The sequence below is a fragment of the Mycobacterium sp. OTB74 genome, assembly GCF_029892685.1.
Lineage (GTDB): Bacteria > Actinomycetota > Actinomycetes > Mycobacteriales > Mycobacteriaceae > Mycobacterium.
In genome coordinates this window covers 21,372-46,427 of sequence record NZ_JARXVD010000017.1, presented here as the reverse complement: position 1 = coordinate 46,427, position 25,056 = coordinate 21,372, and the positions used below count along the sequence as shown (strand labels likewise).

At 66.2% G+C, this 25,056-nt stretch carries 19 protein-coding genes, 2 pseudogenes and 1 riboswitch; of the genes and pseudogenes, 10 read left to right on the top strand and 11 right to left on the bottom strand.

The genetic code is table 11. From position 1 onward, the window contains the following. Nucleotides 1-68 precede the first annotated feature (68 nt). The 5 genes from garA (at nt 69) to gcvP (ending at nt 5,901) form a co-directional block, all read left to right on the top strand. A complete protein-coding gene (gene garA, locus M2432_RS20780; protein WP_280828725.1) occupies nt 69-545 on the top strand; it encodes a glycogen accumulation regulator GarA in 477 nt (158 codons plus the stop codon). Nucleotides 546-557: 12 nt separating this feature from the next. Continuing rightward, on the top strand, nt 558-1,292 hold the full coding sequence (locus tag M2432_RS20775; RefSeq protein WP_280828724.1) for a MerR family transcriptional regulator: 735 nt from the start codon (nt 558-560) through the stop codon (nt 1,290-1,292). 51 nt (nt 1,293-1,343) lie between these two features. Beyond that, nucleotides 1,344-1,838 carry a bifunctional nuclease family protein gene (locus M2432_RS20770; RefSeq protein ID WP_280828723.1) on the top strand — a complete coding sequence of 165 codons (495 nt, stop codon included), beginning with the start codon at nt 1,344-1,346 and terminating at the stop codon, nt 1,836-1,838. Nucleotides 1,839-2,096: 258 nt separating this feature from the next. After that, a complete protein-coding gene (locus M2432_RS20765; protein ID WP_280828722.1) occupies nt 2,097-2,720 on the top strand; it encodes a MerR family transcriptional regulator in 624 nt (207 codons plus the stop codon). Nucleotides 2,721-2,775: 55 nt separating this feature from the next. Beyond that, nucleotides 2,776-2,873, top strand: a riboswitch (glycine riboswitch). Between the two features lie 166 nt (nt 2,874-3,039). Then, on the top strand, nt 3,040-5,901 hold the full coding sequence (gene gcvP / locus M2432_RS20760; protein WP_280828811.1) for an aminomethyl-transferring glycine dehydrogenase: 2,862 nt from the start codon (nt 3,040-3,042) through the stop codon (nt 5,899-5,901). 82 nt (nt 5,902-5,983) lie between these two features. Here gcvP and M2432_RS20755 read toward each other — a convergent pair whose 3' ends face one another. The 9 genes from M2432_RS20755 to M2432_RS20715 form a co-directional block, all read right to left on the bottom strand. Continuing rightward, nucleotides 5,984-8,203 (bottom strand): substrate-binding domain-containing protein, encoded by a 2,220-nt coding sequence (locus tag M2432_RS20755; RefSeq protein ID WP_280828721.1) that lies wholly within the window; start codon nt 8,201-8,203, stop codon nt 5,984-5,986. Nucleotides 8,204-8,572: 369 nt separating this feature from the next. Then, nucleotides 8,573-10,786, bottom strand: a complete 2,214-nt coding sequence (locus M2432_RS20750; protein ID WP_280828720.1) for a malate synthase G — start codon at nt 10,784-10,786, stop codon at nt 8,573-8,575. A gap of 12 nt (nt 10,787-10,798) precedes the next feature. After that, on the bottom strand, nt 10,799-11,728 hold the full coding sequence (locus tag M2432_RS20745) for a 3-methyladenine DNA glycosylase (protein WP_280828810.1): 930 nt from the start codon (nt 11,726-11,728) through the stop codon (nt 10,799-10,801). After that, nucleotides 11,709-12,758: a hemolysin family protein gene (locus tag M2432_RS20740; protein WP_280828719.1), complete on the bottom strand. Its 1,050-nt coding sequence runs from the start codon at nt 12,756-12,758 to the stop codon at nt 11,709-11,711. The genes M2432_RS20745 and M2432_RS20740 overlap by 20 nt, the downstream gene beginning before the upstream one ends. Next, entirely contained in the window at nt 12,751-14,109 is a 1,359-nt protein-coding gene (locus M2432_RS20735) for a hemolysin family protein (protein ID WP_280828718.1), read from the bottom strand. The genes M2432_RS20740 and M2432_RS20735 overlap by 8 nt, the downstream gene beginning before the upstream one ends. 228 nt (nt 14,110-14,337) lie before the next feature. After that, nucleotides 14,338-15,774: a GuaB1 family IMP dehydrogenase-related protein gene (locus M2432_RS20730; RefSeq protein ID WP_280828717.1), complete on the bottom strand. Its 1,437-nt coding sequence runs from the start codon at nt 15,772-15,774 to the stop codon at nt 14,338-14,340. 121 nt (nt 15,775-15,895) lie between these two features. Then, nucleotides 15,896-17,368: an NADP-dependent phosphogluconate dehydrogenase gene (gene gndA / locus M2432_RS20725; RefSeq protein WP_280828716.1), complete on the bottom strand. Its 1,473-nt coding sequence runs from the start codon at nt 17,366-17,368 to the stop codon at nt 15,896-15,898. Nucleotides 17,369-17,471: 103 nt separating this feature from the next. Continuing rightward, the gene (locus M2432_RS20720; protein WP_280828715.1) at nt 17,472-18,443 is read right to left on the bottom strand and encodes a M56 family metallopeptidase; all 972 of its coding nucleotides are present in this window, start codon (nt 18,441-18,443) and stop codon (nt 17,472-17,474) included. Between the two features lie 14 nt (nt 18,444-18,457). Continuing rightward, on the bottom strand, nt 18,458-18,874 hold the full coding sequence (locus M2432_RS20715; RefSeq protein WP_280828714.1) for a BlaI/MecI/CopY family transcriptional regulator: 417 nt from the start codon (nt 18,872-18,874) through the stop codon (nt 18,458-18,460). 214 nt (nt 18,875-19,088) lie between these two features. Between M2432_RS20715 and M2432_RS20710 the strand changes: the two genes are divergently transcribed. The 5 genes and pseudogenes from M2432_RS20710 to M2432_RS20690 form a co-directional block, all read left to right on the top strand. Beyond that, nucleotides 19,089-19,853, top strand: a complete 765-nt coding sequence (locus tag M2432_RS20710) for an iron reductase (protein WP_280828713.1) — start codon at nt 19,089-19,091, stop codon at nt 19,851-19,853. Between the two features lie 179 nt (nt 19,854-20,032). Continuing rightward, nucleotides 20,033-20,434 (top strand): PaaI family thioesterase, encoded by a 402-nt coding sequence (locus M2432_RS20705; protein WP_280828712.1) that lies wholly within the window; start codon nt 20,033-20,035, stop codon nt 20,432-20,434. An 82-nt stretch (nt 20,435-20,516) separates the two neighbouring features. Then, nucleotides 20,517-20,821 (top strand): annotated as a pseudogene (locus tag M2432_RS20700) (urease subunit gamma). A gap of 30 nt (nt 20,822-20,851) precedes the next feature. Continuing rightward, nucleotides 20,852-21,166: an urease subunit beta gene (locus M2432_RS20695; protein WP_280828809.1), complete on the top strand. Its 315-nt coding sequence runs from the start codon at nt 20,852-20,854 to the stop codon at nt 21,164-21,166. Beyond that, a pseudogene (locus M2432_RS20690) lies at nt 21,163-22,272 on the top strand (urease subunit alpha); the annotation flags it as partial. The gene M2432_RS20695 and the pseudogene M2432_RS20690, both read left to right, overlap by 4 nt. Nucleotides 22,273-22,581: 309 nt before the next feature. Here M2432_RS20690 and M2432_RS20685 read toward each other — a convergent pair. After that, nucleotides 22,582-23,973: an NAD(P)/FAD-dependent oxidoreductase gene (locus M2432_RS20685; RefSeq protein ID WP_280828711.1), complete on the bottom strand. Its 1,392-nt coding sequence runs from the start codon at nt 23,971-23,973 to the stop codon at nt 22,582-22,584. A 96-nt stretch (nt 23,974-24,069) separates the two neighbouring features. Beyond that, a complete protein-coding gene (locus tag M2432_RS20680; protein ID WP_280828710.1) occupies nt 24,070-24,999 on the bottom strand; it encodes an LLM class F420-dependent oxidoreductase in 930 nt (309 codons plus the stop codon). Nucleotides 25,000-25,056: the final 57 nt, after the last annotated feature.

The following is a 25,056-nucleotide window of genomic DNA, read 5'->3' as shown; positions in this document are numbered from 1 at the left end:
AATGACTGCTGGCAATACCGCCGGTCGGTCGCCCAGAGGACGCCACAGCGGCCAGTGAGGAGCAGCGCGTGACGGAGAAGGACAGCGGTTCGGGGATTGACCACGGCTCCGAGGAAGTAACGGTGGAAACGACTTCGGTCTTCCGCGCGGATTTCCTCAACGAGCTCGATGCCCCGGCCACGACCGGCGGCGGCAGCGCTGTCTCCGGGGTTGAGGGGCTGCCCGTCGGGTCCGCCCTGCTGGTGGTCAAGCGCGGTCCCAATGCGGGCTCGCGATTCCTGCTGGATCAGCCGAGCACCTCCGCTGGTCGCCATCCGGACAGCGACATCTTCCTCGACGACGTCACCGTAAGTCGACGGCACGCCGAGTTCCGGTTGGAATCCGGCGATTTTCAGGTGGTCGACGTGGGCAGCCTCAACGGCACCTACGTCAACCGCGAACCGGTCGACTCCGCCGTGCTGGCCAACGGCGACGAGGTCCAGATCGGCAAATTCCGGCTGGTTTTCCTGACCGGGCCCAAGACCGACGACGGCGCCGCCAGCTAGCGTCCGCCCGACATGACGCAGCCCGACCGCCATGCACCGGCCGGGATGTCGATCGGAGCGGTACTGGAGCTGCTACGACCCGACTTCCCGGATTTGTCGATCTCCAAGATTCGGTATCTGGAGGACGAAGGTCTGGTCACCCCCGAGCGCACGGGGTCGGGCTACCGGCGGTTTACCGCCTACAACTGCGCCAGGCTGCGGTTCATCCTGACCGCTCAGCGCGACCAATACCTGCCGCTTAAGGTCATCAAAGCGCAGTTGGATGCACAACCCGACGGCGAGTTACCGGCGGCCGGATCTGCTTATGGCGTACCGAAATTGGTGCCCGAACTCGGCAGTGGGCAGCCTGGCAGGTCGGCGGATGTGGCGCCGGCACAGGTCCGGCTCAGCCGGGAAGATCTGCTGTCGAGGTCGGGTGTCGGCTCAGAGCTGCTGACCGCCCTTGTCAAGAACGGGGTGATCACTCCTGGACCGGCTGGCTTCTTCGACGAACATGCCGTGGTGATCGCCCAATGTGCCCATGCACTGGCCGATTTCGGTGTCGAGCCCCGGCATCTGCGGGCCTTCCGGTCGGCGGCCGACCGTCAGTCGGATCTGATCGCGCAGATCGCCGGACCCATCGGCAAGGTGGGCAAGACCGGGGCCAAGGACCGCGCCGATGACCTGGCCCGCGAAGTGGCGGCATTGGCGATCACATTGCACACCTCGTTGATCAAGTCCGCGGTGCGCGACGTTCTCGACCGCTGAGGACTAGACTCGCTTTGGTCTAGGGCACATGGTTGCGGAGGGCAGGCACAGATGGGTGAGGTTCGTGTGGTCGGCATTCGCGTGGAGCAACCGCAGAGCCAGCCTGTGCTGCTGTTGCGTGAGTCCAATGGCGACCGCTACCTGCCGATCTGGATAGGCAAGTCCGAGGCCGAGGCCATCGCGCTGGAGCAGCAGGGCGTGACCCCGGCCCGCCCGCTGACCCATGATCTGATCCGCGATCTCATTGCGGCCCTTGGTCATTCGTTGCGCGAGGTTCGTATCGTTGATCTGCAGGAAGGCACCTTCTACGCGGACTTGGTGTTCGATCGCGATATCACCGTATCGGCGCGGCCGTCGGACTCGGTGGCCATCGCGCTGCGTATGGGAGTGCCTATCTACGTCGAGGAAGCGGTGCTGGCCGAGGCCGGTCTGCTGATCCCGGATGAGTCGGACGAAGAGGCTTCCGGCGCGGTGCGCGAGGACGAGGTCGAGAAGTTCAAGGAGTTCCTCGACAGCATCTCGCCCGACGATTTCAAAGCCACCTGAGGCACGATCGCGCAGTCGCTCCGGTGGCGTCCCGCACATTGTCACGGATGCGTCTCAACTGGGTCAGCGCGTGTCGACACACGGTGCGCCGCGTGGGCTTCGGGCCTTCACAGGCTCATACTTTCCTCATGTGACTACGGGCTGAGGGGACCCGGCAGGAAGCGTATGCTCAACCTATTCGGGCCTCACCGCAAACCTGCCGGGCAGCACCAAGCGCCGCCGGGCACAGGGCAAGTTCGATCGGCGAGAGGACATGCAGTGGGCGACACGCCACGTCAAGAGCAGTCGGATCTGACGACCAGCGGCACGCCTGAGCAGGCCACCCCGGTGGTGGTGCCAGAACCGGTGCAGCCGGGGTTGTTCCCCGACAATTCGGTACCCGACGAACTGATCGGTTACCGCGGGCCGAGTGCCTGCCAGATCGCCGGTATCACCTACCGCCAGTTGGACTACTGGGCCCGCACTTCGCTGGTGGTGCCGTCGATCCGCGGTGCGGCCGGCTCGGGCAGCCAGCGGTTGTACTCGTTCAAGGACATCCTGGTCCTCAAGATCGTCAAGCGATTGCTGGACACCGGCATCTCGCTGCACAACATCCGCGTCGCCGTGGACCACCTGCGCCAGCGCGGTGTCGAGGACCTGGCCAACATCACCCTGTTCTCCGATGGCACCACGGTGTACGAGTGCACGTCCGCCGAAGAGGTCGTCGACCTGCTGCAGGGCGGTCAGGGCGTATTCGGCATTGCGGTTTCCGGCGCCATGCGTGAACTGACCGGTGCCATCGCCGACTTCCCCGGCGAGCGGGCCGACGGCGGCGAGTCCATTGCCGCACCCGAGGACGAGCTGGCTTCGCGTCGCAAGCAGCGCGACCGCAAGATCGGCTGACCCTCTTCGTCTGTGCGCGGGGCACTGCGGCGGGCCGGTAGACTGGCGCGCGCATCGTCCTTGCGCGGGAGAGATCCGTGGCAGCCAGCCACGGGCGCCGAAGGAGCAACACCTCTCCGTCAACCTCTCAGGCCCCCGGACCGCGCCGGGCCCCGATGCCTCTGGAAAGTGGTGAGCACGTGCTCGCCCGCCCATGGGGAAAGGCTGGCGCGTCGGCCGAATCTCTCAGGCACCGACGACAGAGGGGGAGGAACCGCAGGCGGTTCCGTGGCATGCCCTTCGGAACCCCGTGCTCCCAAAGGGGTTTGTCGTGTCCGGTATCCCATCCCGTCCGTCCGCCGAGCACCATCAGCCGCGGTTCGCTGACCGTCACATCGGGCCTGATGCGGCCGCCATCGAAACCATGCTCAACGTCATCGGCGTCGACTCACTGGAGCAGCTCGCAGCCAAGGCGCTGCCGGCAGGCATTCTCGATGTCCTGTCAGCCGCTGGTATGGCGCCCGGGCTCGACGAATTGCCCGCCCCAGCCAGTGAAGAGCAGGCACTGGCCGAACTGCGGGCACTGGCCGACTCCAACACCGTCGCGGTCTCGATGATCGGACAGGGTTACTACGACACGCTCACCCCTCCGGTATTGCGCCGCAACATTCTTGAGAACCCTGCCTGGTACACCGCCTACACGCCGTACCAGCCGGAGATCAGCCAGGGCCGCCTCGAGGCGCTGCTGAACTTCCAGACCATGGTCACCGATCTGACCGGCCTGGAGATCGCCAACGCCTCGATGCTCGACGAGGGCACCGCGGCAGCCGAGGCCATGACCCTGATGCACCGGTCGGTGAAGGGGGATCGGCACAGGCTTGCCGTCGACGCCGACATCTATCCGCAGACCGCTGCGATACTGGCTACCCGCGCTCAGCCGCTGGGCATCGAGATCGTCACAGCCGATCTGCGCAACGGTCTACCAAATGGTGACTTCTTCGGCGTCATCGTGCAGCTGCCTGGCGCCAGCGGTGTGATCACTGAGTGGTCGGCGCTGGTGGCGCAGGCTCACGAGCGCGGCGCTCTGGTGGCCGTGGGTGCAGACCTGCTGGCCATGACGCTGGTTACCCCGCCGGGAGAGATCGGCGCCGACGTTGCCTTCGGCACCACCCAGCGATTCGGTGTGCCAATGGGATTCGGCGGCCCGCACGCGGGTTACCTGGCCGTGCACACCAAGCATGCGCGCCAGCTGCCGGGCCGACTGGTCGGTGTCTCGGTCGACGCGGACGGATCGCCGGCGTACCGGCTGTCGCTGCAGACCCGTGAACAGCACATCCGCCGGGACCGGGCGACCAGCAACATCTGTACCGCCCAGGTGCTGCTCGCGGTGATTGCCGCGATGTACGCCAGCTACCACGGTGCCCGCGGCCTAACCGCGATCGCAAACCGGGTGCACGGCCATGCGGTGGCGGTGGCCACCGGGCTGGCCTCGGCCGGCATCGAGGTGGTGCATGACGGATTCTTCGACACCGTTCTGGCGCGCGTGCCTGGTGCTGCTGAACAGGTCCGGGCGGCGGCCAAGGAGCGTGGCATCAACGTGTGGCTGGTCGACGCCGACCATGTCTCGGTGTCGTGCGACGAGGCGACCACCGCCGAGCACGTCGACGCGCTACTGGCCGCTTTCGGCGCCACTCGCGGCGGGCATCATTGGACCGGACCTGAAATCCACACCCGCACTTCAGATTTCCTGACCCACCCGGCGTTCTCCAGGTACCGCACCGAGACCGAGATGATGCGCTACCTGCGCGCGCTCGCCGACAAGGACGTCGCGCTGGACCGCAGCATGATCCCGTTGGGTTCGTGCACCATGAAGCTGAATGCAGCAGCCGAGATGGAGCCGATCACCTGGACCGAGTTCTCCCGCCAGCATCCGTTCGCGCCGGCCTCGGACACCCCCGGGCTGCGCACGCTGATCGAGCAGGTCGAGTCCTGGTTGACCAGCATCACCGGATACGACTCGGTTTCCTTGCAGCCCAACGCCGGTTCGCAGGGGGAGTACGCCGGTCTGCTGGCCATTCGGGCCTACCACGAGGCCCGTGGTGAATCCGGTCGCAACATCTGCCTGATCCCGTCCAGCGCGCACGGCACCAACGCCGCGTCGGCGGCGATGGTCGGCATGCGGGTGGTTGTGGTCGCCTGCCGGGAGAACGGCGACGTCGACCTGGATGACCTGCGGGCCAAGATATCTGAGCACGCCAGTGACCTGGCTGCGCTGATGATCACCTACCCGTCCACCCACGGTGTCTACGAGCATGACGTCGCCGACATCTGCGCCGCGGTGCACGACGCCGGCGGCCAGGTGTACGTCGACGGCGCCAACCTAAACGCACTGGTGGGCCTAGCCAGGCCGGGCAAGTTCGGCGGCGACGTCAGCCACCTGAATCTGCACAAGACTTTCTGCATCCCGCACGGTGGCGGTGGTCCGGGTGTGGGGCCGGTAGCTGTGCGTTCGCACCTGGCGCCGTACCTGCCCGGTCACCCGCTGGCCGCGGAACTGTCGGACGACCACACCGTGTCGGCGGCGCCGTACGGTTCGGCCTCGATCCTGCCGATCACCTGGGCCTACATCCGGATGATGGGCGCCCCGGGCCTGCGCGCAGCCACCCTGACCGCGATCGCGTCGGCCAATTACCTGGCCCGGCGGCTCGATGAGCACTACCCAGTGCTGTACACCGGCGAGAACGGCATGGTGGCCCACGAGTGCATCCTTGACCTGCGGGCCATCACCAAAAACACCGGTGTGACCGTGGACGACGTGGCAAAGCGCCTGGCGGACTACGGTTTCCACGCACCGACCATGAGTTTCCCGGTGGCCGGCACGCTGATGGTCGAGCCCACCGAGAGCGAAAGCCTGGCCGAGGTCGATGCATTCATCGCGGCCATGATCGCGATCAAGCGCGAGATCGACCAGGTCGGATCCGGAGATTGGCCGGCGGACGACAACCCGCTGCACAACGCACCGCACACTGCCGAGTGCCTGCTGGTCGACGACTGGAAGCATCCGTACACCCGCGAGCAGGCCGCCTACCCGCTGGGCAAGGGTTTCCGGCCCAAGGTGTGGCCGCCGGTTCGCCGGATCGACGGTGCGTTCGGTGACCGCAATCTGGTGTGCTCGTGCCCGCCGATCGAGGCCTTCGCCTGACCTTCCGACGGGCGGTCCTTCGAACTTTCGAGGGACCGCCCGGGAGGGTATGCGTTCGTCGGTCGTGAGCCTTCAGGGCTCGTTAGGTCAGGACGCCGGCCAATGCCGCGGCCAGTTCAGGGCTGGCCGAACTGGTCACCTTCGAGTAGGTGCCGCCGGTTATCTGCGTCACGGCCTCCCAGGTTGACCGGTCCGGGTCCGAGCCGAGGTCAATCACGTTGATCGACACCGGATGTGCCTGGTCGAAGGCCGACTTGAGGTACTGCTGTAGTCCGGGGCCGTCCAGGGACTGGTCGGTGTGCGGACCGGCGGTGATCACCAGAATCGAATTGGTCAGGCCGTCACGGTAATTCGACACAGCATCGGTATAGAGCATGCGAAGCGTGGTGAACGAGACGGCACCGCCGCCCGAGGCGCTCTGACTCTGCAGGTCGGAATTGAGCTGATTCAGATGCGACTGCCCACCGTTGCCGTCGGTCAGCGGCGCCACCGATACCTCGGAACGCCCGGCGACGCCGTCGAACGTCCACAGCCCCACCGAGCTGTTGGGCGGCATGGCATTCAGGCGATCGGTGATCGCGGCGGTGACGTTGGCCAGCCGGGATTTGCCACCTTCTTGGGTCGGCATGGACTGGTCCAGCATGATGGTCACCGCTGAGGACTGCCCGGTGCCGCCCACGGCGTTGGCCAGTGTGGCGCGGGTCGCGGCATCGCCGATCGACAGCGCGTCGGGAATGGAGCCCAGGTTCACCACGTCGTTCTTCGGCGCCTCGCCGCCGTCGGTCCGGAACCCGGCCTTGGCCAGCTCGGCACGTTGTTCCGGCTTGAGCAGGAACCGTTCGAATTCGCTTGCCGCACTGCTCTCCTCATGAGACAGCTTGTCGCCGCCGAGCAGGACCGCGGGGTAATCGGCGACCGCGGGAGCACCTCCCGGAAGCCACGCGGCCAGTTTGGCCTTGGCATTGTCGGTGTGCAACGACCGCTGATACAGCTGCTGCTCGGTGGTTACCACGGCATGCACGGGTGCGGTCGCGGGGTCGTCGGCCGAGACCAGCGCGTCGAAGGCGGTCGAGGACTTCGAATCGGCGAGCTTGGGTTGAGCGTGCATCACCTTGTGCACCGCGCCCGCACCGGCGTTGGGTGGCGCGCCGGCTGCGGCTGCAGCCGCGATGGCCTCGCCCGCCAGGTAGCTGGCATCGGCATTGCCGATGGTGGGCATTGCCAGACGCAGCGACCCCCAGCCGGCCAGGTTCAGCCCGTCGAGCGCAGACGGGGTGGTCTGCAGCGTCGGCAGCGTTCCCCAATTCTGTTGCGACAGAGCATCTTTGAGCTGTGGTCGAACCGCCAGCAGCACGGGGGAGCTGGCCAGCGACTTGCTGTCGCCGCTGACCGCCTGCTCACCGGCGCCCGCTACCAGCCGGGCAGCCGAGATCGAACTGGCCGGAACCCACAGCGCCGGACGCGACCCCAGTTCGGCCGGCCATTTACCGGCGAATCCGCTGATGACGGCGTCCGAGTCAGCAGATTTGACGGCGATCTTGACGCACTTGTCGCCGATGGGCTCGGCGGTCTCGTTGTATTTACCGGCCAGCGAGCTGATCTGGTCTGAGATGGTCGGGTCAGCCAGCACGGCTACGTCGACTGCGCCGGACACACACCGGGCCGACGCCTCGCGGCTGCGGTTGGACAGCGCGTCACCGAAAAAGCGCCACAGGATGACGGCGGCCACCACGACCACGACGGTGACCAGGGCGGCGATGACACCGACGCTGACGCCGCGCCGGCCTGACTGGACTGCCCGGTGGCTGCCGGTCCACTCGCCGCCGTCCCACTCACCGCCGTGCGCAGGCCCCTCGGCTCGCCTCGGTACGGCCGCGAAAGTCTGTGTCGCGGTATCGGATCCGTCCATCGGGTCATCGTCGGCATCCCAATTGGGACCATCGATGTCATCGTGATCGTCGGGGTGGGGCTGGTAACCATCGTCGAAAAGATGGTCAGTCTCGTAGTTCTGGTCAGCATCGCGATGCTGGCTGCCGGCGTAACGACCTCCGTAATCGGCGCCGCGACCATTGTCATAGTGCTGGTCGGCGTCGTAATGCTCGTCGCTGTCGTAGCCATAGTCGTCGTAGTCGTGGCCGGTGTCATACTCATGCCCGGCGTCATAGCTGTGACCGGTGTCGTAGGTGTAGTCGTCGGCCACGCTGGGCGGCGGGGTGGGGCCCGGGCGAGCCGTCGGGCCGGTGGGCCCGTTAGGGGGAGTCGGGCCAGCGGGTCCTTGCGGAGCGGTTGGGCCCGTGGGCATGGTGGGACCTGTTGCGCCAGTGGGCGCTTTAGGAGGAGTTGGGCCGGTCGGTCCCGCAGGAACAGTTGGACCGGTGGGTCGCATAGGACCAACCGGACCGGTCGGTCGCGGAGGACCACTCGGACCGTAGCCACCGCGGGGAGCTGAAGCCCAGTCATCGGACCCACGGAAACCTGTTGCGCCGCCGGTATTTCGGCCGGGGTCAGCACCGGATCCCGGTGCTTCGTCGTCCAGCTCGTCCGGTTCGTCGTCGGGAGCGCTGTGTCTACCCATAGGTGTCCATTCCTGGTTTCGGCGTGCGTTCGGCGGGCCCGTGTCCGAAGATACGGACCCGCCGAATGTCAATCATCGATGATGGCGCTCAGCCGGTCACGAACGGTCTGCGTGGGCGGCCTTGAACTCGCGTCGGCGGCGATGCAGGATCGGCTCGGTGTAACCGTTGGGCTGCGCTGCTCCTCGCAGAATCAGTTCCTCGGCTGCCTGGAAGGCGATGCTTCCCTCGGGGTCCGGTGCCATCGGCAGGTAGGACGAGTCGCCGGCATTCTGTCCGTCGACCACCGCGGCCATCCGGCGCAGGCTGGCCTTCACGTCGTCCTCTGTGATGACACCGTGGCGCAGCCAGTTGGCCAGCAGCTGGCTGGAGATACGCAGGGTGGCGCGGTCTTCCATGAGTGCGATGTCGTGGATGTCGGGCACCTTGGAGCAGCCGACGCCCTGGTCGATCCAGCGGACCACGTAACCCAGGATCGACTGGCAGTTGTTGTCGACCTCCTCGTGGATTTCCTCCGGCGCCCAGGCCAGCTCCTTGGCCAGCGGGATGGTCAGCAGTTCGGTCAGCGTGGTGCGCTTCTTGCCGGCCAGTTCCTTGTCCACCGCGGCCACGTCGACCTGGTGGTAGTGCATGGCGTGCAAGGTCGCTGCGGTCGGTGACGGCACCCAGGCAGTCGTCGCACCGGCCTTCGGCTGGCCGATCTTCTGCTCCACCATGTCGGCCATCAGATCGGTCATGGCCCACATGCCCTTACCGATTTGCGCCCGCCCGGCCAAGCCGGCGGCCAGGCCGGTGTCGACGTTGGCGTCCTCGTAGGCCTTGATCCACGGCTGGGCCTTCATGGCGCCCTTGCGCACCATGGGGCCGGCCTCCATCGAGGTATGGATCTCGTCGCCGGTGCGGTCCAGGAAGCCGGTGTTGATGAACACCACGCGATCGGCGGCGGCCTTGATGCACGCCTTGAGGTTGATGGTGGTGCGCCGCTCTTCGTCCATGATGCCGACCTTGAGGGTGGCCTCGGGCAGGCCCAGCACGTCTTCGACGCGGCTGAACAGCTCGCAGGTGAAGCCGACCTCGTCGGGGCCGTGCATCTTCGGCTTGACGATGTACACCGAGCCGGTGCGGCTGTTGGTCAGCTCACCGTTCTCCTTGGAGGACTTGAGGCCGTGCATGGCGATCAGACCGGTGAAAAGCGCGTCCTGAATGCCCTCGGGAATTTCCTTCCCGTCGGCATCCACGATGGCGTCGTTTGTCATCAGGTGACCGACGTTGCGGACGAACAGCAGGCTGCGACCGGGCAGCGTCAGCTCGCCCTCGCCGTTCGGGGTGGTGAAGGTACGGTCCGCGTTCAGAGTGCGGGTGAAGGTCTTGCCGCCCTTGCTGACCTCTTCGGCCAGGTCACCCTTGTTCAGGCCGAGCCAGTTGCGGTAGCCCAGCACCTTGTCGTCGGCGTCGACCGCGGCCACCGAGTCCTCGAAGTCCATGATCGTGGTGATGGCGGACTCCAGCACCACGTCTTTGATGCCGGCCTTGTCGGTGGCGCCGACCGGGGACTCGGGGTCGATGAGGATCTCGATGTGCAGGCCGTGGTGCTCGAGCAGCACCGACCACTGGGGGTGGCTGAGTTCGCCGGTGTAGCCGACGAACCCTTCGGGGGTGGCCAATCCGACCGACAGGCCGTCGCCGAGTTCGGCGACCAGCTGATGTTCGTCGTCGATCTTCAGGCGGGTGATCTCCGACCACGAGCCGGACGCCAGTGGGACGGCCTCGTCCAGGAATTTGCGGGCGTAGGCGATCACCTTGTCGCCGCGCACCCGGTTGTAGCCGCCGCCGGCTTCGGCGCCGCCCTCGTTGGAGATGACGTCAGTGCCGTAGAGCGCGTCGTACAGCGAACCCCAGCGGGCGTTGGCGGCGTTGAGCGCGAACCGCGCGTTGAGGATCGGCACCACAAGCTGCGGACCGGCGGTGCTGGTGATCTCGGTGTCGACGCCGGACGTGGTGATGGTGAAGTCCGCCGGTTCGGGCTGCAGGTAGCCGATCTCGGTGAGGAACTGCTGATAGGAGTTCTTGAACTCGTCAGTGTCGACCGGGTCGATGACCCGGGCACGGTGCCACTTGTCGATCTGCGCCTGCAGGTCGTCACGGCGGGCCAGCAACTCTTGATTCTGCGGCGCCAGGTCCGTGATGACCTTGTCCACGCCTGCCCAGAAGGTGTCCGGGTCCACCCCGGTACCGGGCAGGGCCTCATTCGTGATGAAGTCGTGCAGTACGCGGGCAACCCGCAGATTTCCCACCGTCACACGATCAGTCATTTGTATTTCCTCCTAAGAAGCGTCGATCAAGCTTACCCGTGGGTAATCGCGGTCCCGTGCAAGCAGACTCCGGCATCGTTCGACCAGCACGTCCCGAAGCGGGCCCGCGCGATCGGCGATGACCTGCTGGCAGCGCACGTATTCGGACCGCCCGGCGGCGGCCTCGATGGTGATCGGTTCGATGCCATAGCCACTCAAGTCATAGGGGCTGGCCCGCATGTCCAGCAACCTGGCGTCCGCAGCAAGGTCCAGGCAGTCCATCACCAGGTTCGACTCGATCAGCGGGCCCAGCTTATAGCTCCACTTGTATAGATCCATGTTGGCGTGCACGCAGCCCGGCTGTTCGCTGGCCGACTGGGTGTTTCGGCTCAGCGATTCGGCGTTGAGCGGCACCGCCGACTCGGTGAAGAACCGGTAAGCGTCAAAGTGGCTGCAGCGCAACGGCATCGACTCGACGACGGCGTCCGTTCCGGAGGAGCCCAACCGCAGCGGCACGCGCTGGTGCCGTACCTGCGGGGCCTGGTAGACCATGGCCCACTCGTGCAGACCGAAGCAGCTGAGCCGGGCCGGCCTGGCTGCCGTCGCTGCCAGCAACTCGGCCACAAACGCCACGGTGTCCCGGCGGGCCGCCAGGAACTCGCCATCGACTGTCAGCACATCGCCGCAGCTGCGGTAGCCGGCGCGGTCCAGAAAACGCCGCGCCGACGGCCCGCGCAAGGCCACCCCGAAACCCGGATGCCAGCGCCGCAATTGACGGGGTTTGAGGCTGTAGTAGGTGAACAGGAAGTCCCACACCGGGTGCGGTACGCCGGCTCGCATCCGGTCTTCGTGTGGTGCCAGGAACCCTTCGACGCGGTCCTGAAAGCGCTGCTCACGGGCTTGCCAGACGTCCTGATCCAGGACGGTGAGTTCCGTCACGTGCTCAGACACGGTGTGTTCCATCACGGACGATGCCGACCAGGTCCTCCACCAAGTCCTCCAGCGCTACCATCGCGGTGACGAATCCGTCGGTGGTGACCAGCGCCAGGTGACTGTTGTTGCGGCGCAACCAGGACAGCGCGTCGGGCACCGGCAGGGTGGACGCGACCATCGGCAACGGGCGCACCATCGAGCGGTCCAGCACGGCATCGTCGTCGTCGATCAGGGTCAGCACGTCCTTGATGTGCAGATAACCCAGGTACGCGCTGGAGCCATCGGTAACCGGGAAGCGCGAGTAGCCGGTCTCGCGCAGCGCCGCGGTGATCGCCGCAACCGTGGGCCCGGAACCGGGGGCCGCGATGGGCACCGCGCGGATTTCTTGCAGTGGGATCGCGACGTCGCTGACCGCCCGGGTCCGAATCTGCAGGGCGCGGGTCAGCCGGACGTGCTCTTCGGGGTCCAAGAGCCCCTCGGTCAGAGACTCGGTGAGCATCTCGGACAGCTCGACGGTCGAAACCGTCACGTCCAGTTCGTCTTTGGGCTCCACACCGATCATCCGCAGGGTGGTGTTGGCGCACCAGTTGTAGAAGTGGACCAGCGGCCGGGCGAAGCTCATGTACACCAGGTACGGCGGGATCAGCAGCATGGCCGCCTTCTCCGGACCGGCGATGGCGATGTTCTTGGGCACCATCTCGCCGAGCAGCACGTGCAGTGTCACGACCACCGACAGCGCGATGACGAACGACGCCGTATGCAACACCGAATCGGGCAGCCCCATGGCGTTGAACGGCGCGTACAGCAGGTGCGCCACGGCAGGTTCGCCGACGCGGCCCAGCAGGATGGAGCAGATGGTGATGCCCAGTTGGGCTCCGGCCATCATCAGCGACAGTCGCTCACCGGCCCGCAGCACCGTCACCGCGCTGCGCTTGCCCTGCTCGGCGAGCGCCTGCAGGCGGTCGCGGCGGGCCGAGATCAGGGCGAACTCGGCGCAGACGAAGAATGCGTTGGCGCCCAGCAGCAGCACGGTAAGGAGCACACCGTAGAAGTCACTCATCGGCGCCGTCTTTCGCCGTGCCGAGTTCAGTGAGCTCCAGCTGGTCGATGCGCCGGCCGTCCATCCTGATCACCGTGGCCTGCCAGTGCACCGGCTCGCCGTGCGAATTGTCCGGATCGAACTCGGTGAGCACCACGGTGTCACCGGCCTCGGGGATACGGCCGAGCTCTTTGAGCACCAGGCCACCGATGGTCTCGTAGTCACCCTCGGGCGCCCGGAACGGCGTCTCGGTATCGACCTCGTCGATGCGCAGCAGACCGGAGACCAACCAACCGTTTCGCACCTCGACCACGTCCGGGGTGGCGTCGTCATGCTCGTCGCGGACGTCACCGACGATCTCCTCGATCAGATCCTCGACGGTGACGATTCCGGCAGTGCCGCCGTACTCGTCGACCACCAGCGCGATCTGGACGCCGTTGGCCCGGATCTGCGTCATCACCGCATCGCCGTCGAGGGTCGAGGGAACCGTCGGGACAGGCCGGGCCAGTTGTGCCAGCCGGGTGATGGTGCGGCGTTCGGCGGGCACCTCGAAGACCTGTTTGACGTGCACCATGCCGATGGTTTCGTCGAGGTCGCCGGCGACGATCGGGAAGCGCGAGAAGCCGGTGCGGATGGCCGTTTCGATCAGATCGGCGACGGTGTCACCTACCTCCAACGACTCGATCTTGGATCGTGGCGTCATCAGTTCCTCGGCCGTGCGGCTCCCGAATTGCAGTGAGCGGTCGATCAATTCGGCCGTCTGCTGGTCCAATGAACCGCTCTCGGCCGAGGTGCGCACCAGCGACACCAGCTCCTGGGGAGAGCGCGCTGAGCGCAGTTCTTCGGCCGGTTCGACACCGAGTCGGCGCAACACCCAGTTGGCCGTGCCGTTGGTGACCTTGATCGCGGGGGACAGCAGCGTGGAGAAGAACCACTGCCATGGTGCGGTCGCGCGCGCGGTGGGCACCGGGCGGGCCACTGCGATGTTCTTGGGCACCAACTCGCCGAACACCATCGATGCCGAGGTGGCGATCAGCAGCGCCAGACCCAGTGCCACCGGTTCGGTGAACCGCTGCGGCAGGCCGGCGGCCAGCAGTGGGCCATGCAGCAGCCGTGCGACGACGGGCTCGGCGAGGTAACCGGTGGCCAGGGTGGTGATCGAGATTCCCAGTTGAGCACCGGACAGCTGGAACGACAGGTTGTGGTGGGCCGCTCGCACGATGCGGTCGCGTCGACCGCCGTCACGCGCGTTGGCTTCGACTGTGCTGCGTTCCAGCGCGGTCAGCGAGAATTCGGCCGCGACGAACATCGCGGTGCCAAGGGTGAGCAGCACGAAGGCCAACAGGCTGAGGACTGTCACGGCGCTGGTCACGGTGTACCGCCGATCGGGGCGCCGGGCGCTCTGCCCGGCCCGCTACTGGGAGGCTCGGGGTCGGCGGGAACCGTACATTCGTCCTGGCATGCCCCCGCCGGGCTCGGGGCTGCTGGTGCCCCAACGGGTGCCTGCGGCACGTGGTCCCTTTCGGTGAATCGACAATTCACCCGTAATAGTAGCTGGTCGGCAGGTGCCGGTCGGGATTTGGCGGCGTCGCCGAGTCGATCACCAGCCAGTCGGCAGCGGGTGTCCTTCAGCGAACCCGGCGGCGGACTGGACGCCGAGTACCGCCTTCTCGTGCAGTTCGGCGAGGTTCGCCGCCCCGACGTACGTACACGTGCTGCGCACGCCGGAGGTGATGTGGTCCAGCAGGTCCTCGACGCCGCTGCGCACGGGGTCCAGCGCCATCCGCGACGACGAGATGCCTTCCTCGAAGAGCGCCTTGCGGGCGCGTTCGAAGGCGCTGTCTGCGGTGGTCCGGGCGGCGACAGCGCGCTTGGACGCCATGCCGAAGCTTTCCTTGTACGGTAGGCCGTCGCGGTCAGCCAGCATGTCGCCGGGTGATTCGTAGGTGCCGGCGAACCACGACCCGATCATCACGTTCGCAGCGCCGGCGGCCAGCGCAAGAGCCACGTCGCGCGGGTGCCGGACCCCGCCGTCGGCCCACACATGAGCACCGAGTTCCCTTGCCGCCGAAGCGCATTCGAGTACCGCGGAGAACTGCGGCCGACCCACCCCGGTCATCATTCGGGTGGTGCACATGGCGCCGGGGCCGACGCCGACCTTGACGATCGAAGCGCCGGCATTGATCAGATCCCGCGTGCCCTCGGCGGAAACCACGTTGCCCGCAGCCAGCGGAAGGCCCAGGTCCAAGGCAGCCACCTCGCCGAGCGCGTCGAACATCTTGCCCTGGTGGCCGTGCGCGGTGTCGACCACCAGGACGTCCACCCCGGCCTCGGCAAGAGCGCGGGCTTTGCTCCCGACGTCGCCGTTGATCCCCACCGCGGCGGCGATTCGCAACCGGCCCTTGGCGTCGACGGCGGGGGTGTAGATGCCGGCTCGGATGGCGCCGGTGCGGGTCAGGACGCCGGCCAGCGTGCCGTCGGCGTTGGTCAGCACGGCGACATCGATCGGGGAGTGCTCGAGCAGGTCGAACACCGCGCGTGGGTCGGTGCCGGCCGCGACGGTGACGAAATCGGTGATGGCGACGTCGAGTACCCGGGCGAAGCGGTCCACACCGGCGCAACCGGCCTCGGTGACCAGCCCGACAGGCTTACTGTCCTGCAGAACCACGGCCGCGCCATGCGCCCGCTTGTGCAGCAGCGCCAGCGCGTCGGATACCGAGTGCTCCGGCGTCAGCACCACCGGGGTGTCGGCGACCAGGTCACGGCTCTTGACGAAGTCGACGGTCTGGTGGACGACCTCGATCGGCAGATCCTGCGGTAGCACCACGATGCCGCCGCGGCGGGCAATGGTCTCGGCCATCCGGCGGCCGGCGACCGCGGTCATGTTGGCCACCACGACCGGGATGGTGGTGCCAGTGCCGTCCCGGGTCGACAAGTCAACGTCGAACCGCGAGGTGATATCCGAGCGGTTCGGGACGACGAAGACGTCGTTGTAGGTCAGATCGTATGGGGGACAGTGCCCGGTGAGAAACTGCACACAATCAGCCTAGTGGCTCGCCTGTGCTGCCGAGCAGTCGCAAACCTGCCCCTTTCCTCAGGAAAGGGGCAGGTCGGGGATTGCCTTCAAGCGGGAGGTACTCCCAGCTCGCGGGCGATTGCTACGCCTGAACCTCGGAGCGATCGCCACTCCAGAGGGTGTGGAATCTGGCGGCGGGGTCGGCGTCGGTGCGCCCGTAGGTGTGGGCGCCGAAGAAGTCGCGCAGCCCCTGCGTCAGGGCCGCGGGCAGCCGCTCGATGCGCAGCCCGTCGTAGTAGGACAGCGACGACGAAAAGCCGGGGACGGGGATACCCAGCTGGGTGGCGGTGACCACGACGCGGCGCCAGCCGTCGACGCCCGATTCGACGGCGTCGCGGAAGTACGGCGCGGCGATCAGCGAGGCGAGGCCGGGCTCAGCGTCGAAGGCCTCCTTGATCCGGTTGAGGAACTTGGCCCGGATGATGCAGCCGCCACGCCAGATGGTGGCCAGGTCACCCGGGGTGATGCCCCAGCCGTATTCGTCGCTGCCGGCCTGGATCTGGTTGAAGCCCTGGGCGTAGGCGATGATCTTCGACGCGTATAGCGCTTGCCGGACGTCCTCGATGAATTGCTTTGCGTCACTGGGCTTTGCGCCGAGCTCACCGGAGGCCAGGCCGGCGGCGGCGCGACGCTGCGGGACCGAACCGGACAGCGCGCGGGCGAACACGGCTTCGGCGATGCCGGTGACCGGGACGCCCAGATCAAGCGCGGACTTCACCGTCCACCGGCCGGTGCCCTTCTGCTCGGCCTCGTCGACGATGACATCGACCAGCGGCTTGCCGGTTTTGCCGTCGACCTGCTTGAGCACCTCGGCGGTGATCTCGATCAAGTAGCTGTCCAGGTCGCCCTTGTTCCACTCGGCGAACACGTCGGCGATCTCGGCGGCGCCCATGCCCAGTCCGTCGCGCAGCAGCTGGTAGGCCTCGCCGATCAGCTGCATGTCGGAGTACTCGATGCCGTTGTGCACCATCTTGACGAAGTGGCCCGCGCCGTCGGGGCCGATGTGGGTGCAGCACGGCACGCCGTCGACGTGCGCGGAGATCTCTTCGAGCAGCGGGCCCAGCGACTTGTAGGACTCGGCGGGGCCACCCGGCATGATCGACGGGCCGTTGAGCGCGCCTTCCTCACCGCCGGAGATGCCGGCGCCGACGAAGTGCAGGCCGCGCTCTCGTACGGCCTTCTCCCGGCGGATGGTGTCGGTGTAGAGCGCGTTGCCGCCGTCGATGATGATGTCGCCCGGCTCGAAGACCTCGCAGAGTTCGTCGATCACGGCGTCGGTGGGATCGCCGGCTTTGACCATGATCAACGCGCGGCGGGGGCGCTCCAGGGCGGCCGCGAACTCGGCCATGGTCTGGGTGCGGACGAAGGACCCTTCGGAGCCGTGTTCGGCGATCAGCGCGTCGGTCTTGGCCACCGAGCGGTTGTGCAGCGCGACGGTGTAGCCGTGGTGCGCGAAGTTACGGGCGATGTTGGAGCCCATCACGGCCAGGCCGGTGACCCCGATCTGGGCGGTGGCGGTGGTTGCAGAACTATCCGGTGTATCCGACGAGCTCACAGGATGCCCTTTCGTTGTTTGGTTGTGGCGCAACGGCTTTCGGACTAGCGGCAGGTCGCTGCGGTCGCACCGTCACCGTTGGGGCGGCGCCCGACTGCAAAGTCTACGAGAAGAACAACCGGTGCAATTCGGTGAGCCAGGGCACGGCCATCGCGACAGTCGGAACAACCAGGACTGCGGCGGCGGCCAGGTATGCAGCGGCCGCCAGCAGCGGGCTGTTGGGTTTGCCGGCCAGACGCCGCACCCGCAACACCGTCGTCGGGCCGCCGGCGGCCAGTGCGCCCTTGGGAACCCGCCCGGCCGCACAGGCCACCAGAGCGCGGGCCAGTGGGGTGGGACCTGCGGTGCGCACCGCGGCGTCGTCGGCCAGCAGTTCGATGAGTAACTGGACGGCGCCGAGGGCGCTGGCGCTGCGGACGAAGCGGGGGAATGCGGCGTGGACGGCGATGAACATCTCGAGCACCAGGTCGTGGCGGGCCCGCAGATGCGCGTGCTCGTGGCTGAGGATGGCGGTGATCTCGTTGTCGCGCAGGGTCTTCAGGGCGCCTTCGCTGAGCACGACTCGGCCGCGGACACCCGGCAGGCAGTAGGCCAGTGGCTGTTCGAGATCCAGAATGCGCAGGCCGTAGCTGGTCGGGTAGCGGTGTCGCCAGGTTTTGGTGACCGCAGGGGTAGCGGCCTGACTGGAACGGTCGAGCAGGTCGATGAGCATCCGGTGGTGGGCGCGTCGGCGGCGGGTAGCGATGGCGACTTGCACCACGGCGACGGCCAGGCGAGCGCCGATGACCAGCGTGAGGCCGAAAACCACCACATGCAGGGTCCACAGTGGCCAGCCGAGTGCATCGATCTCACCGGAGACGGTGGCGGTGGGCCGCCCGTCGGGTCCGGGTGCGAAAAGCCTGCTCGCGATGGCGATGCCGGCACTGAATGCGGACAGAACGGCGGCCAGCGCGATCGATTGCCAAAGCACGACGGCGGCCCGGGGAGCGCGCTGCGGCCACGATGAGCGCGCCAGCAGAGCAGGTACGGGTCCGACGAGCATTAGCGCAACGAGGGTGAAGGCCAGCGCGGACACGCGCTTAGTGTCTCTCAGGCAGTGCCCGAATTGCCAGTCGCCGGTGGCATCCGGTGCTTGGCTTCCAGTTCGGCCAGCGCCCGCCGCAGCGCATCGGCCTCGTCGACGCCGACCCGTTCGACGAAGTGAACGAGGGCTGCGACGCGGCTGCCGGAGTCGGCGGCCTGGTCGAGTGCGTCGACCATGAGGCCGGCGACCAGCTCGTCTCGGCCGTGCGTCGGTGCGTAGCGGTGGGCGCGGTCATCGCGGTGCTGCACCACCAGATTCTTCTTCGCCAAACGTTGCAGCACGGTCATGATCGTGGTGTAGGCAAGGTCGCGACGTGCAGCAAGAGCCTCATGCACCTGACGAACCGTCTGGGGCTCATGCGAGGACCAGAGGTGATCCATCACCTCGCGTTCAAGTTCGCCGAGTCGCGTCAATTTGGCCATGTCCTGTTTCACTCTCCTGGCAATATGTCCAGGGTACTACGCATTTACTACCGTGCGTCGTATCCATTCGCGCCACCCGGGTGAACGTCTGCCCCCGGGATGCCGGTTCCCGGTCAGGGCATGTTTTTTTGACGGTTGTGAGACCGGTCACACGGGGTTTCCGTCTGCTTCCTGCTTACTATAGTAAGGCTAACCTAATTGACGGGAGATGCTCGTGGCCCTTGCTTTAGATGACCCGCTGGTCGCCGGGATGAACATCCGGCGGATGCTGCCGCTGCATGAATCCAGCGCGCGGCTGCGCGCGCTGTGTCCGGACAGCCCTCGGGTCTATGGGGTTGCGGTGATGGGTGACATCTCTCGTCGGCGGTGGTGGCCGCTGGCCGATGCGGTGGCCGGTGACCGGTTGCGCACGATGTTCGATGCGGCCGTTGGTGATTCGGGTAGCAAGGCCGCTGCCGCGCAACAGTTGGCGGCGACGCTGGCACATGTGGTCGTTGGGCGGGTGGTTCCGCTGCTGGCCTTGGAGGGGCGTGCCTGGGATACCGGACTGGAGAACCTTTGGGTGCACGTCGACTCCGAGGGCGTCATCGACTGGGTCGGCGTAGTGGACCCGACGCTGCGGGTGTTGCCCGACGATCCGCACTTCGGTGGGCGCGGTGTTCGCGCCACCCGTCGATACGGCGACGGTGTGGTGGCATTTCCTGGAGAGGCGGCGTTGGCGACCTGGATCGCACATCGCAGCCACCGTGCGCTCGAACCGTTGTTCGGCAAATTGTTCGAGGTCAGTGGCGGTGCGCTCGCGGTGTCTTCGATGTGGCACATCGTCGGAGGCGCGGCCGTCGGGGCTGCGACGCAGGTGCCGCTGCTGGCAGGAGTCGGTGAGGCCGGTGGCATGCGTCGGGCGCAGGCGGTGCTCGATGCCCTGATGGGCTTCGGTGCACCGGTGCGGGGCAGGCAGTTCCTGGCAAGGGCTTGCTAATAAGGTAAGCCTTGCCTATTGTTTAATCATCCAAAGCAACCGGACCGAGCCGGAGTCCTGAGGGCTGCAGAGACCCCCGGTCCATTCGAAGGGCAGGCCCCGCATCCATGTGGTGCGGGGCCTGCTCACTTTTTGGGGGGAGTCGGGGCGTGGGCCCCCTCTGGTGTAGACACCTCAATGTGACGACATCGGTACCTGAGGGCCTGGGACTGGGCTTCGACAGCGAAATCGGACTGACGTACCTGGAGGTCAGTCCGGACGGCGGTCGAGCGGAACTGACCATCACCGATAAGGTCCTGCAGCCGTGGGGCATCGTGCACGGCGGCGTGTACTGCTCAATTGTCGAGGGATTGGCGAGCGTGTCCGGGCACATGTGGCTCAGCGAGCATGGCGGCGGCACCGTGGTCGGGGTCAACAACAACACCGACTTCCTGCGGGCCATCAAGTCCGGCACCGTTACCGCAGTGTCGACGCCCATCCACCGTGGACGGCGTCAGCAGTTGTGGCTGGTTACCATCACCGATGAGCAGGACCGGGTGGTGGCGCGCGGGCAGGTGCGCCTGCAGAACATCGAGGGGTGATTTCGGCGCGTCTTGTATCGGTCACCGATACAAGACGCGCCCAGATCGCCACGTGCAGGTGCGCTTGGCAATATCGCCACCTATGCGCCTGACCCCGCATGAGCAAGAACGCCTGATGATTTCGTATGCCGCTGAACTGGCCCGGCGACGACAGGCTCGTGGCCTGCGGCTGAACCACCCCGAAGCGGTCGCGGTGATCACCGACCACCTGTGATGGAAGGCGCCCGTGACGGACGCACCGTCGTCGAGCTGATGGCCAGTGGCCGCGAGGTGCTGACGCGTACCGACGTCATGGACGGGGTTCCCGAGATGATCGAAGACGTTCAGGTCGAGGCCACGTTCCCGGACGGCACCAAACTGGTCACCGTCCATTACCCGATTTCGTGAGGTCCGGTGATGACCACTGACGGTGCACCGTTGGTGCCGGGCGAAATCCTGTACGGCGAGGGCGATATCGAGCTCAACGCCGGCGCAGCCCGGCTGACCCTGGACGTCGTCAACACCGGCGACCGACCGGTGCAGGTGGGCAGTCACGTGCATCTGCCGCAGGCCAATTCGGCGCTGCAGTTTGACCGCGTCGCCGCGCACGGTCACCGGCTGGATGTCCCGGCGGGCACTGCTATTCGTTTCGAACCAGGTGTGGCCCAGCGGGTTTCGTTGGTCCCGCTGGGCGGAACCCGCGAGGTGTACGGGCTGTCGTTGCAGGCGCCCGGAAAGTTGGATGCCCAGTGAGTTCGTTGTCGCGGGCGCGTTACGCCGCACTGTTCGGCCCCACGACGGGGGATCGAATCCGCCTGGCGGACACCGATCTGATCATCGAGATCACCGAGGACCGCAGTGGCGGCCCCGGATTGGCCGGTGACGAAGCGGTTTTCGGCGGTGGAAAGGTGCTGCGTGAATCGATGGGACAGGCGCGCGCAACGCGGGCCGACGGTGCACCGGACACCGTGATCACCGGCGCGATCATCATCGACTACTGGGGAATCATCAAGGCCGACGTTGGTATTCGGGACGGGCGTATCGCCGCGATCGGCAAGGCCGGTAATCCCGACATCATGTCCGGTGTTCACCCCGATCTGGTGGTCGGGCCGTCCACGGAGATCATCGCCGGCAACGGCCGCATCCTGACCGCAGGCGGCATCGACTGCCACGTGCACTTTATCTGTCCGCAATTGCTCGAGGAGGCGATCGGCAGCGGCATCACCACCATGATCGGTGGTGGCACCGGGCCGGCCGAGGGTAGCAAGGCCACCACCGTGACACCCGGGGCCTGGCACTTGGGGCGCATGCTGCAGGCGCTAGATGGCTGGCCGATGAACATCCTCTTGCTGGGCAAGGGAAACACCATCAACCCCGACTCCATGTGGGAGCAATTGCGTGGCGGCGCAGCGGGATTCAAGTTGCACGAGGACTGGGGCACCACCCCGGCGACCATCGACGCGTGCCTGCGGGTGGCAGAGGAAGCCGATGTGCAGGTGGCATTGCACTCGGACACCCTCAATGAGATGGGCTTCGTCGAGGACACGCTGGCTGCTATCGCCGGCCGCGCGATCCACGCGTACCACACAGAGGGGGCCGGCGGCGGGCATGCACCGGACATCATCACCGTCGCCAGCCATCCGAACGTCATGCCCAGTTCCACCAACCCGACCCGGCCGCACACTGTCAATACCCTTGACGAACACCTCGACATGCTGATGGTGTGCCACCACCTGAATGCCGCCGTCCCAGAGGATCTGGATCCTGAGCCGACCGTGATCGCCGGTGGCAGTAGCCATCTGGCCGTGACCCGGCTGCGGATCGAGGAGCAGGCCCGAGTCCGATTGCGGGAGCGGGTACAGATCGGCCGCACCGGGGAGAGCCATGGCTTCTGGTCCGGCGTGATGCATGCTGATCGTGATGCGGTGCCGCTGCTGCGTCATCGCGTCGAGCTTGGTGACGTTGTCGACGACGAACTGGCCGCACCGCGGGCGTGCGTCAGTGAATTTCGTTACCCCGATAGCGATTTCGGCGCGATCGGCAACGATGAATGTTACCGATCGCGCCGAAATCATGTGGTGATGTCGCTGGCCGTCGGCGGTTGCCTGGCGACCTGGCAGGGTGGGCGGCTCTAGAACTCCGTTAGGCCCGCACCAGAGCCGGCCGCCCTAAGCTACTGACTCCGACTCCGGCATTGGCGCGGACTTCGCGGCAATCTCTTGGAGTTCACCGATTCTGGTGCGCGCGTAGGCCTGCTGTTCAGTCATGGTCAGCTGCCCGCGCTGGCGGCTCAGGAACGTCACCGTCCACGACAGCAGCGTGGCGATCTTGGTCTTGAAGCCCACCAGGTAGATCAAGTGCAGACCGAGCCAGGCCAACCAGGCGATGAAGCCGCCGAACTCGAGCTTGCGGATCTTGGCCACCGCATTCCACTTCGACACGGTTGCCATAGAACCCTTGTCGAAGTACGAGAACGGTTCGCGCGGTTTGGGAGTGGTGCCGTGAGCGCGCGCCTTGGCCTCGTTCTTGAGGATCGCCGAGACGTACTTAGCCCCCTGGATCGCGCCCTGGGCCATACCCGGCACGCCGTCGACGAAGGCCATGTCGCCGATGACGAAGACGTTCGGATGCCCGGGGATGGACAGGTCAGGGTTCACGACGACCCGACCCGCGCGGTCGATCTCCGTCGCCGACTGGGCGGCCAGATCGCGGCCCAATGGGCTGGCCGCCACACCGGCCGACCACACCTTGCACGCGGATTCGATCCGTCGGACTGAGCCGTCGGCGTCCTTGATCGTCAAGCCGTTTCGGTCGACATCGGTGACCATGGCGCTGAGCTGGACGTCGACGCCCATCTTTTCCAGCCGGGCCTTGGCTTTGAGGCCGAGTTTCTCGCCCATCGGGGGAAGAACCGCGGGCGCGGCATCCATCAGGATGACCTTGGCCTCCGTCGGATCGATGTGCCGGAAACTGCCTTTGAGCGTCTGGTCGGCCAGTTCTTGGATCTGGCCAGCCATCTCTACGCCGGTGGGTCCGGCGCCGACCACGACGAAGGTCAACAGCTTCTTGCGCCGCTCCGGATCACTGGACCGCTCAGCCTGCTCGAAGGCACCGAGGATGCGACCGCGTAGTTCGAGCGCGTCATCGATGGTCTTCATGCCGGGCGCCCACTCGGCGAAATGGTCGTTGCCGAAATAGGATTGGCCGGCACCGGCCGCGACGATCAGGGTGTCGTATGGCGTGCTGTAAGTGTGTCCCAGCAGCGTCGAGTCGACGGTCTGGCTCGCCAGGTCGATGTGCGTGACATCGCCGAGCAGCACCTGCGTGTTCTGCTGCTTGCGCAGGATGATTCGAGTCGGCGGCGCGATCTCTCCTTCGGAGATGATTCCGGTGGCCACTTGATACAGCAGAGGCTGGAACAGGTGGTGAGTGGTGCGTGCGATCAGCTTGATGTCGACATCGGCGTTCTTGAGCGATTGGGCAGCGGTCAGACCGCCGAAACCCGATCCGATGATGACGACCTTGTGCCGATCCGTTGCCGTAGCTCCGGGGTGGCTCATTGCAGCTCCTCGACAGACGACCCGAATATGTCACTCACAGGTTATCTGTCGCAGTTACGCGCAGTGCGACGAGATCCCAAATAGTGCGTCACATCTTCAGCTGTCGACCACGGATTTCAGCGCGGTCCCGAGCGCGGTGATAACACCCGGTACATAGCCGGTGACGTGGGTCGGAATGTTGAGGATGACCCCGTTGGCGCCGACGTCGAAGACCTTGGCTTTGAGCTGTTCTGCGATGTGCTCAGCGCTGCCGGCGACCATGTGCTGGCTCATCTCGGCGGGCACCAGGTCGGGTGTGGCGTTGTCGTCGACGAAGGCGGTGGCCAGAATGCTGGTTTCCAGGGTGGCCGGATCGCGGCCGATCTTCTCGCAGTTCTCCCTGACGACGGAGAGCTTGTGCGGCAGCTCGTCGAACCCGGAGGTCATGTTGAAATGGTCGAAGTGCCGGGCCGCCAGCGGGATGGTCTTCTTTTCGCCGCTGCCGCCGATCAGCAGCGGAATGTGGTCGCGGAAGCGGGGATTGGCCAGAGCCTGATCGGCGCGGTAGTACTTGCCGCTGAAGGTGGGACGTTCACCGGCGAGCATCGGCAGAACGATCTGCAGCGATTCGTCCAGCCGGTTGAACCGGTCGGTGAAGGTGCCGAACTCGAAGCCCAATTGTTCGTGTTCCAGTTCGAACCAGCCGGTGCCGATGCCGAGCAGGGCGCGACCCCGACTGATCACATCCAGGGTGGTGACGGTTTTGGCCAGCAGCGTGGGGTTGCGATAGGTGTTGCCGGTGACCATGGTCCCTAGCTGGACCCGCTGAGTGGCTGTCGCCAGTGCGCCGAGCGTGGTGTAGGCCTCGAGCATCGGCTCTTCGGGTGCACCGATCGTGGGCAGTTGATAGAAGTGATCCATCACAAAGACCGTGTCGAACCCGGCGGCTTCGGCTTCCTGGGCCTGAGCGATGACGGTCGGGAACAGCTCGTTGACGCCGGTTCCGTAAGAGAAATTAGGGATTTGAAGAGCGAGTCGAATCGTCACAACTCGACCTTATTCAGTGCAGGCACGTCCCGAGGAGCGTTTCGCCGCACGCGAATT

What these genes read in the sequence shown, in the direction of transcription:
- M2432_RS20745 (WP_280828810.1), bottom strand. Translation starts at nt 11,728, where the DNA reads ATGGAACACACCGTGTCTGAGCACGTGACGGAACTCACCGTCCTGGAT.
- M2432_RS20755 (WP_280828721.1), bottom strand. Translation starts at nt 8,203, where the DNA reads ATGCCCACGGGCCCAACCGCTCCGCAAGGACCCGCTGGCCCGACTCCC.
- M2432_RS20775 (WP_280828724.1), top strand. Translation starts at nt 558, where the DNA reads ATGACGCAGCCCGACCGCCATGCACCGGCCGGGATGTCGATCGGAGCG.
- M2432_RS20740 (WP_280828719.1), bottom strand. Translation starts at nt 12,758, where the DNA reads ATGAGTGACTTCTACGGTGTGCTCCTTACCGTGCTGCTGCTGGGCGCC.
- M2432_RS20750 (WP_280828720.1), bottom strand. Translation starts at nt 10,786, where the DNA reads ATGACTGATCGTGTGACGGTGGGAAATCTGCGGGTTGCCCGCGTACTG.
- M2432_RS20770 (WP_280828723.1), top strand. Translation starts at nt 1,344, where the DNA reads ATGGGTGAGGTTCGTGTGGTCGGCATTCGCGTGGAGCAACCGCAGAGC.
- M2432_RS20685 (WP_280828711.1), bottom strand. Translation starts at nt 23,973, where the DNA reads ATGAGCCACCCCGGAGCTACGGCAACGGATCGGCACAAGGTCGTCATC.
- M2432_RS20715 (WP_280828714.1), bottom strand. Translation starts at nt 18,874, where the DNA reads ATGGCCAAATTGACGCGACTCGGCGAACTTGAACGCGAGGTGATGGAT.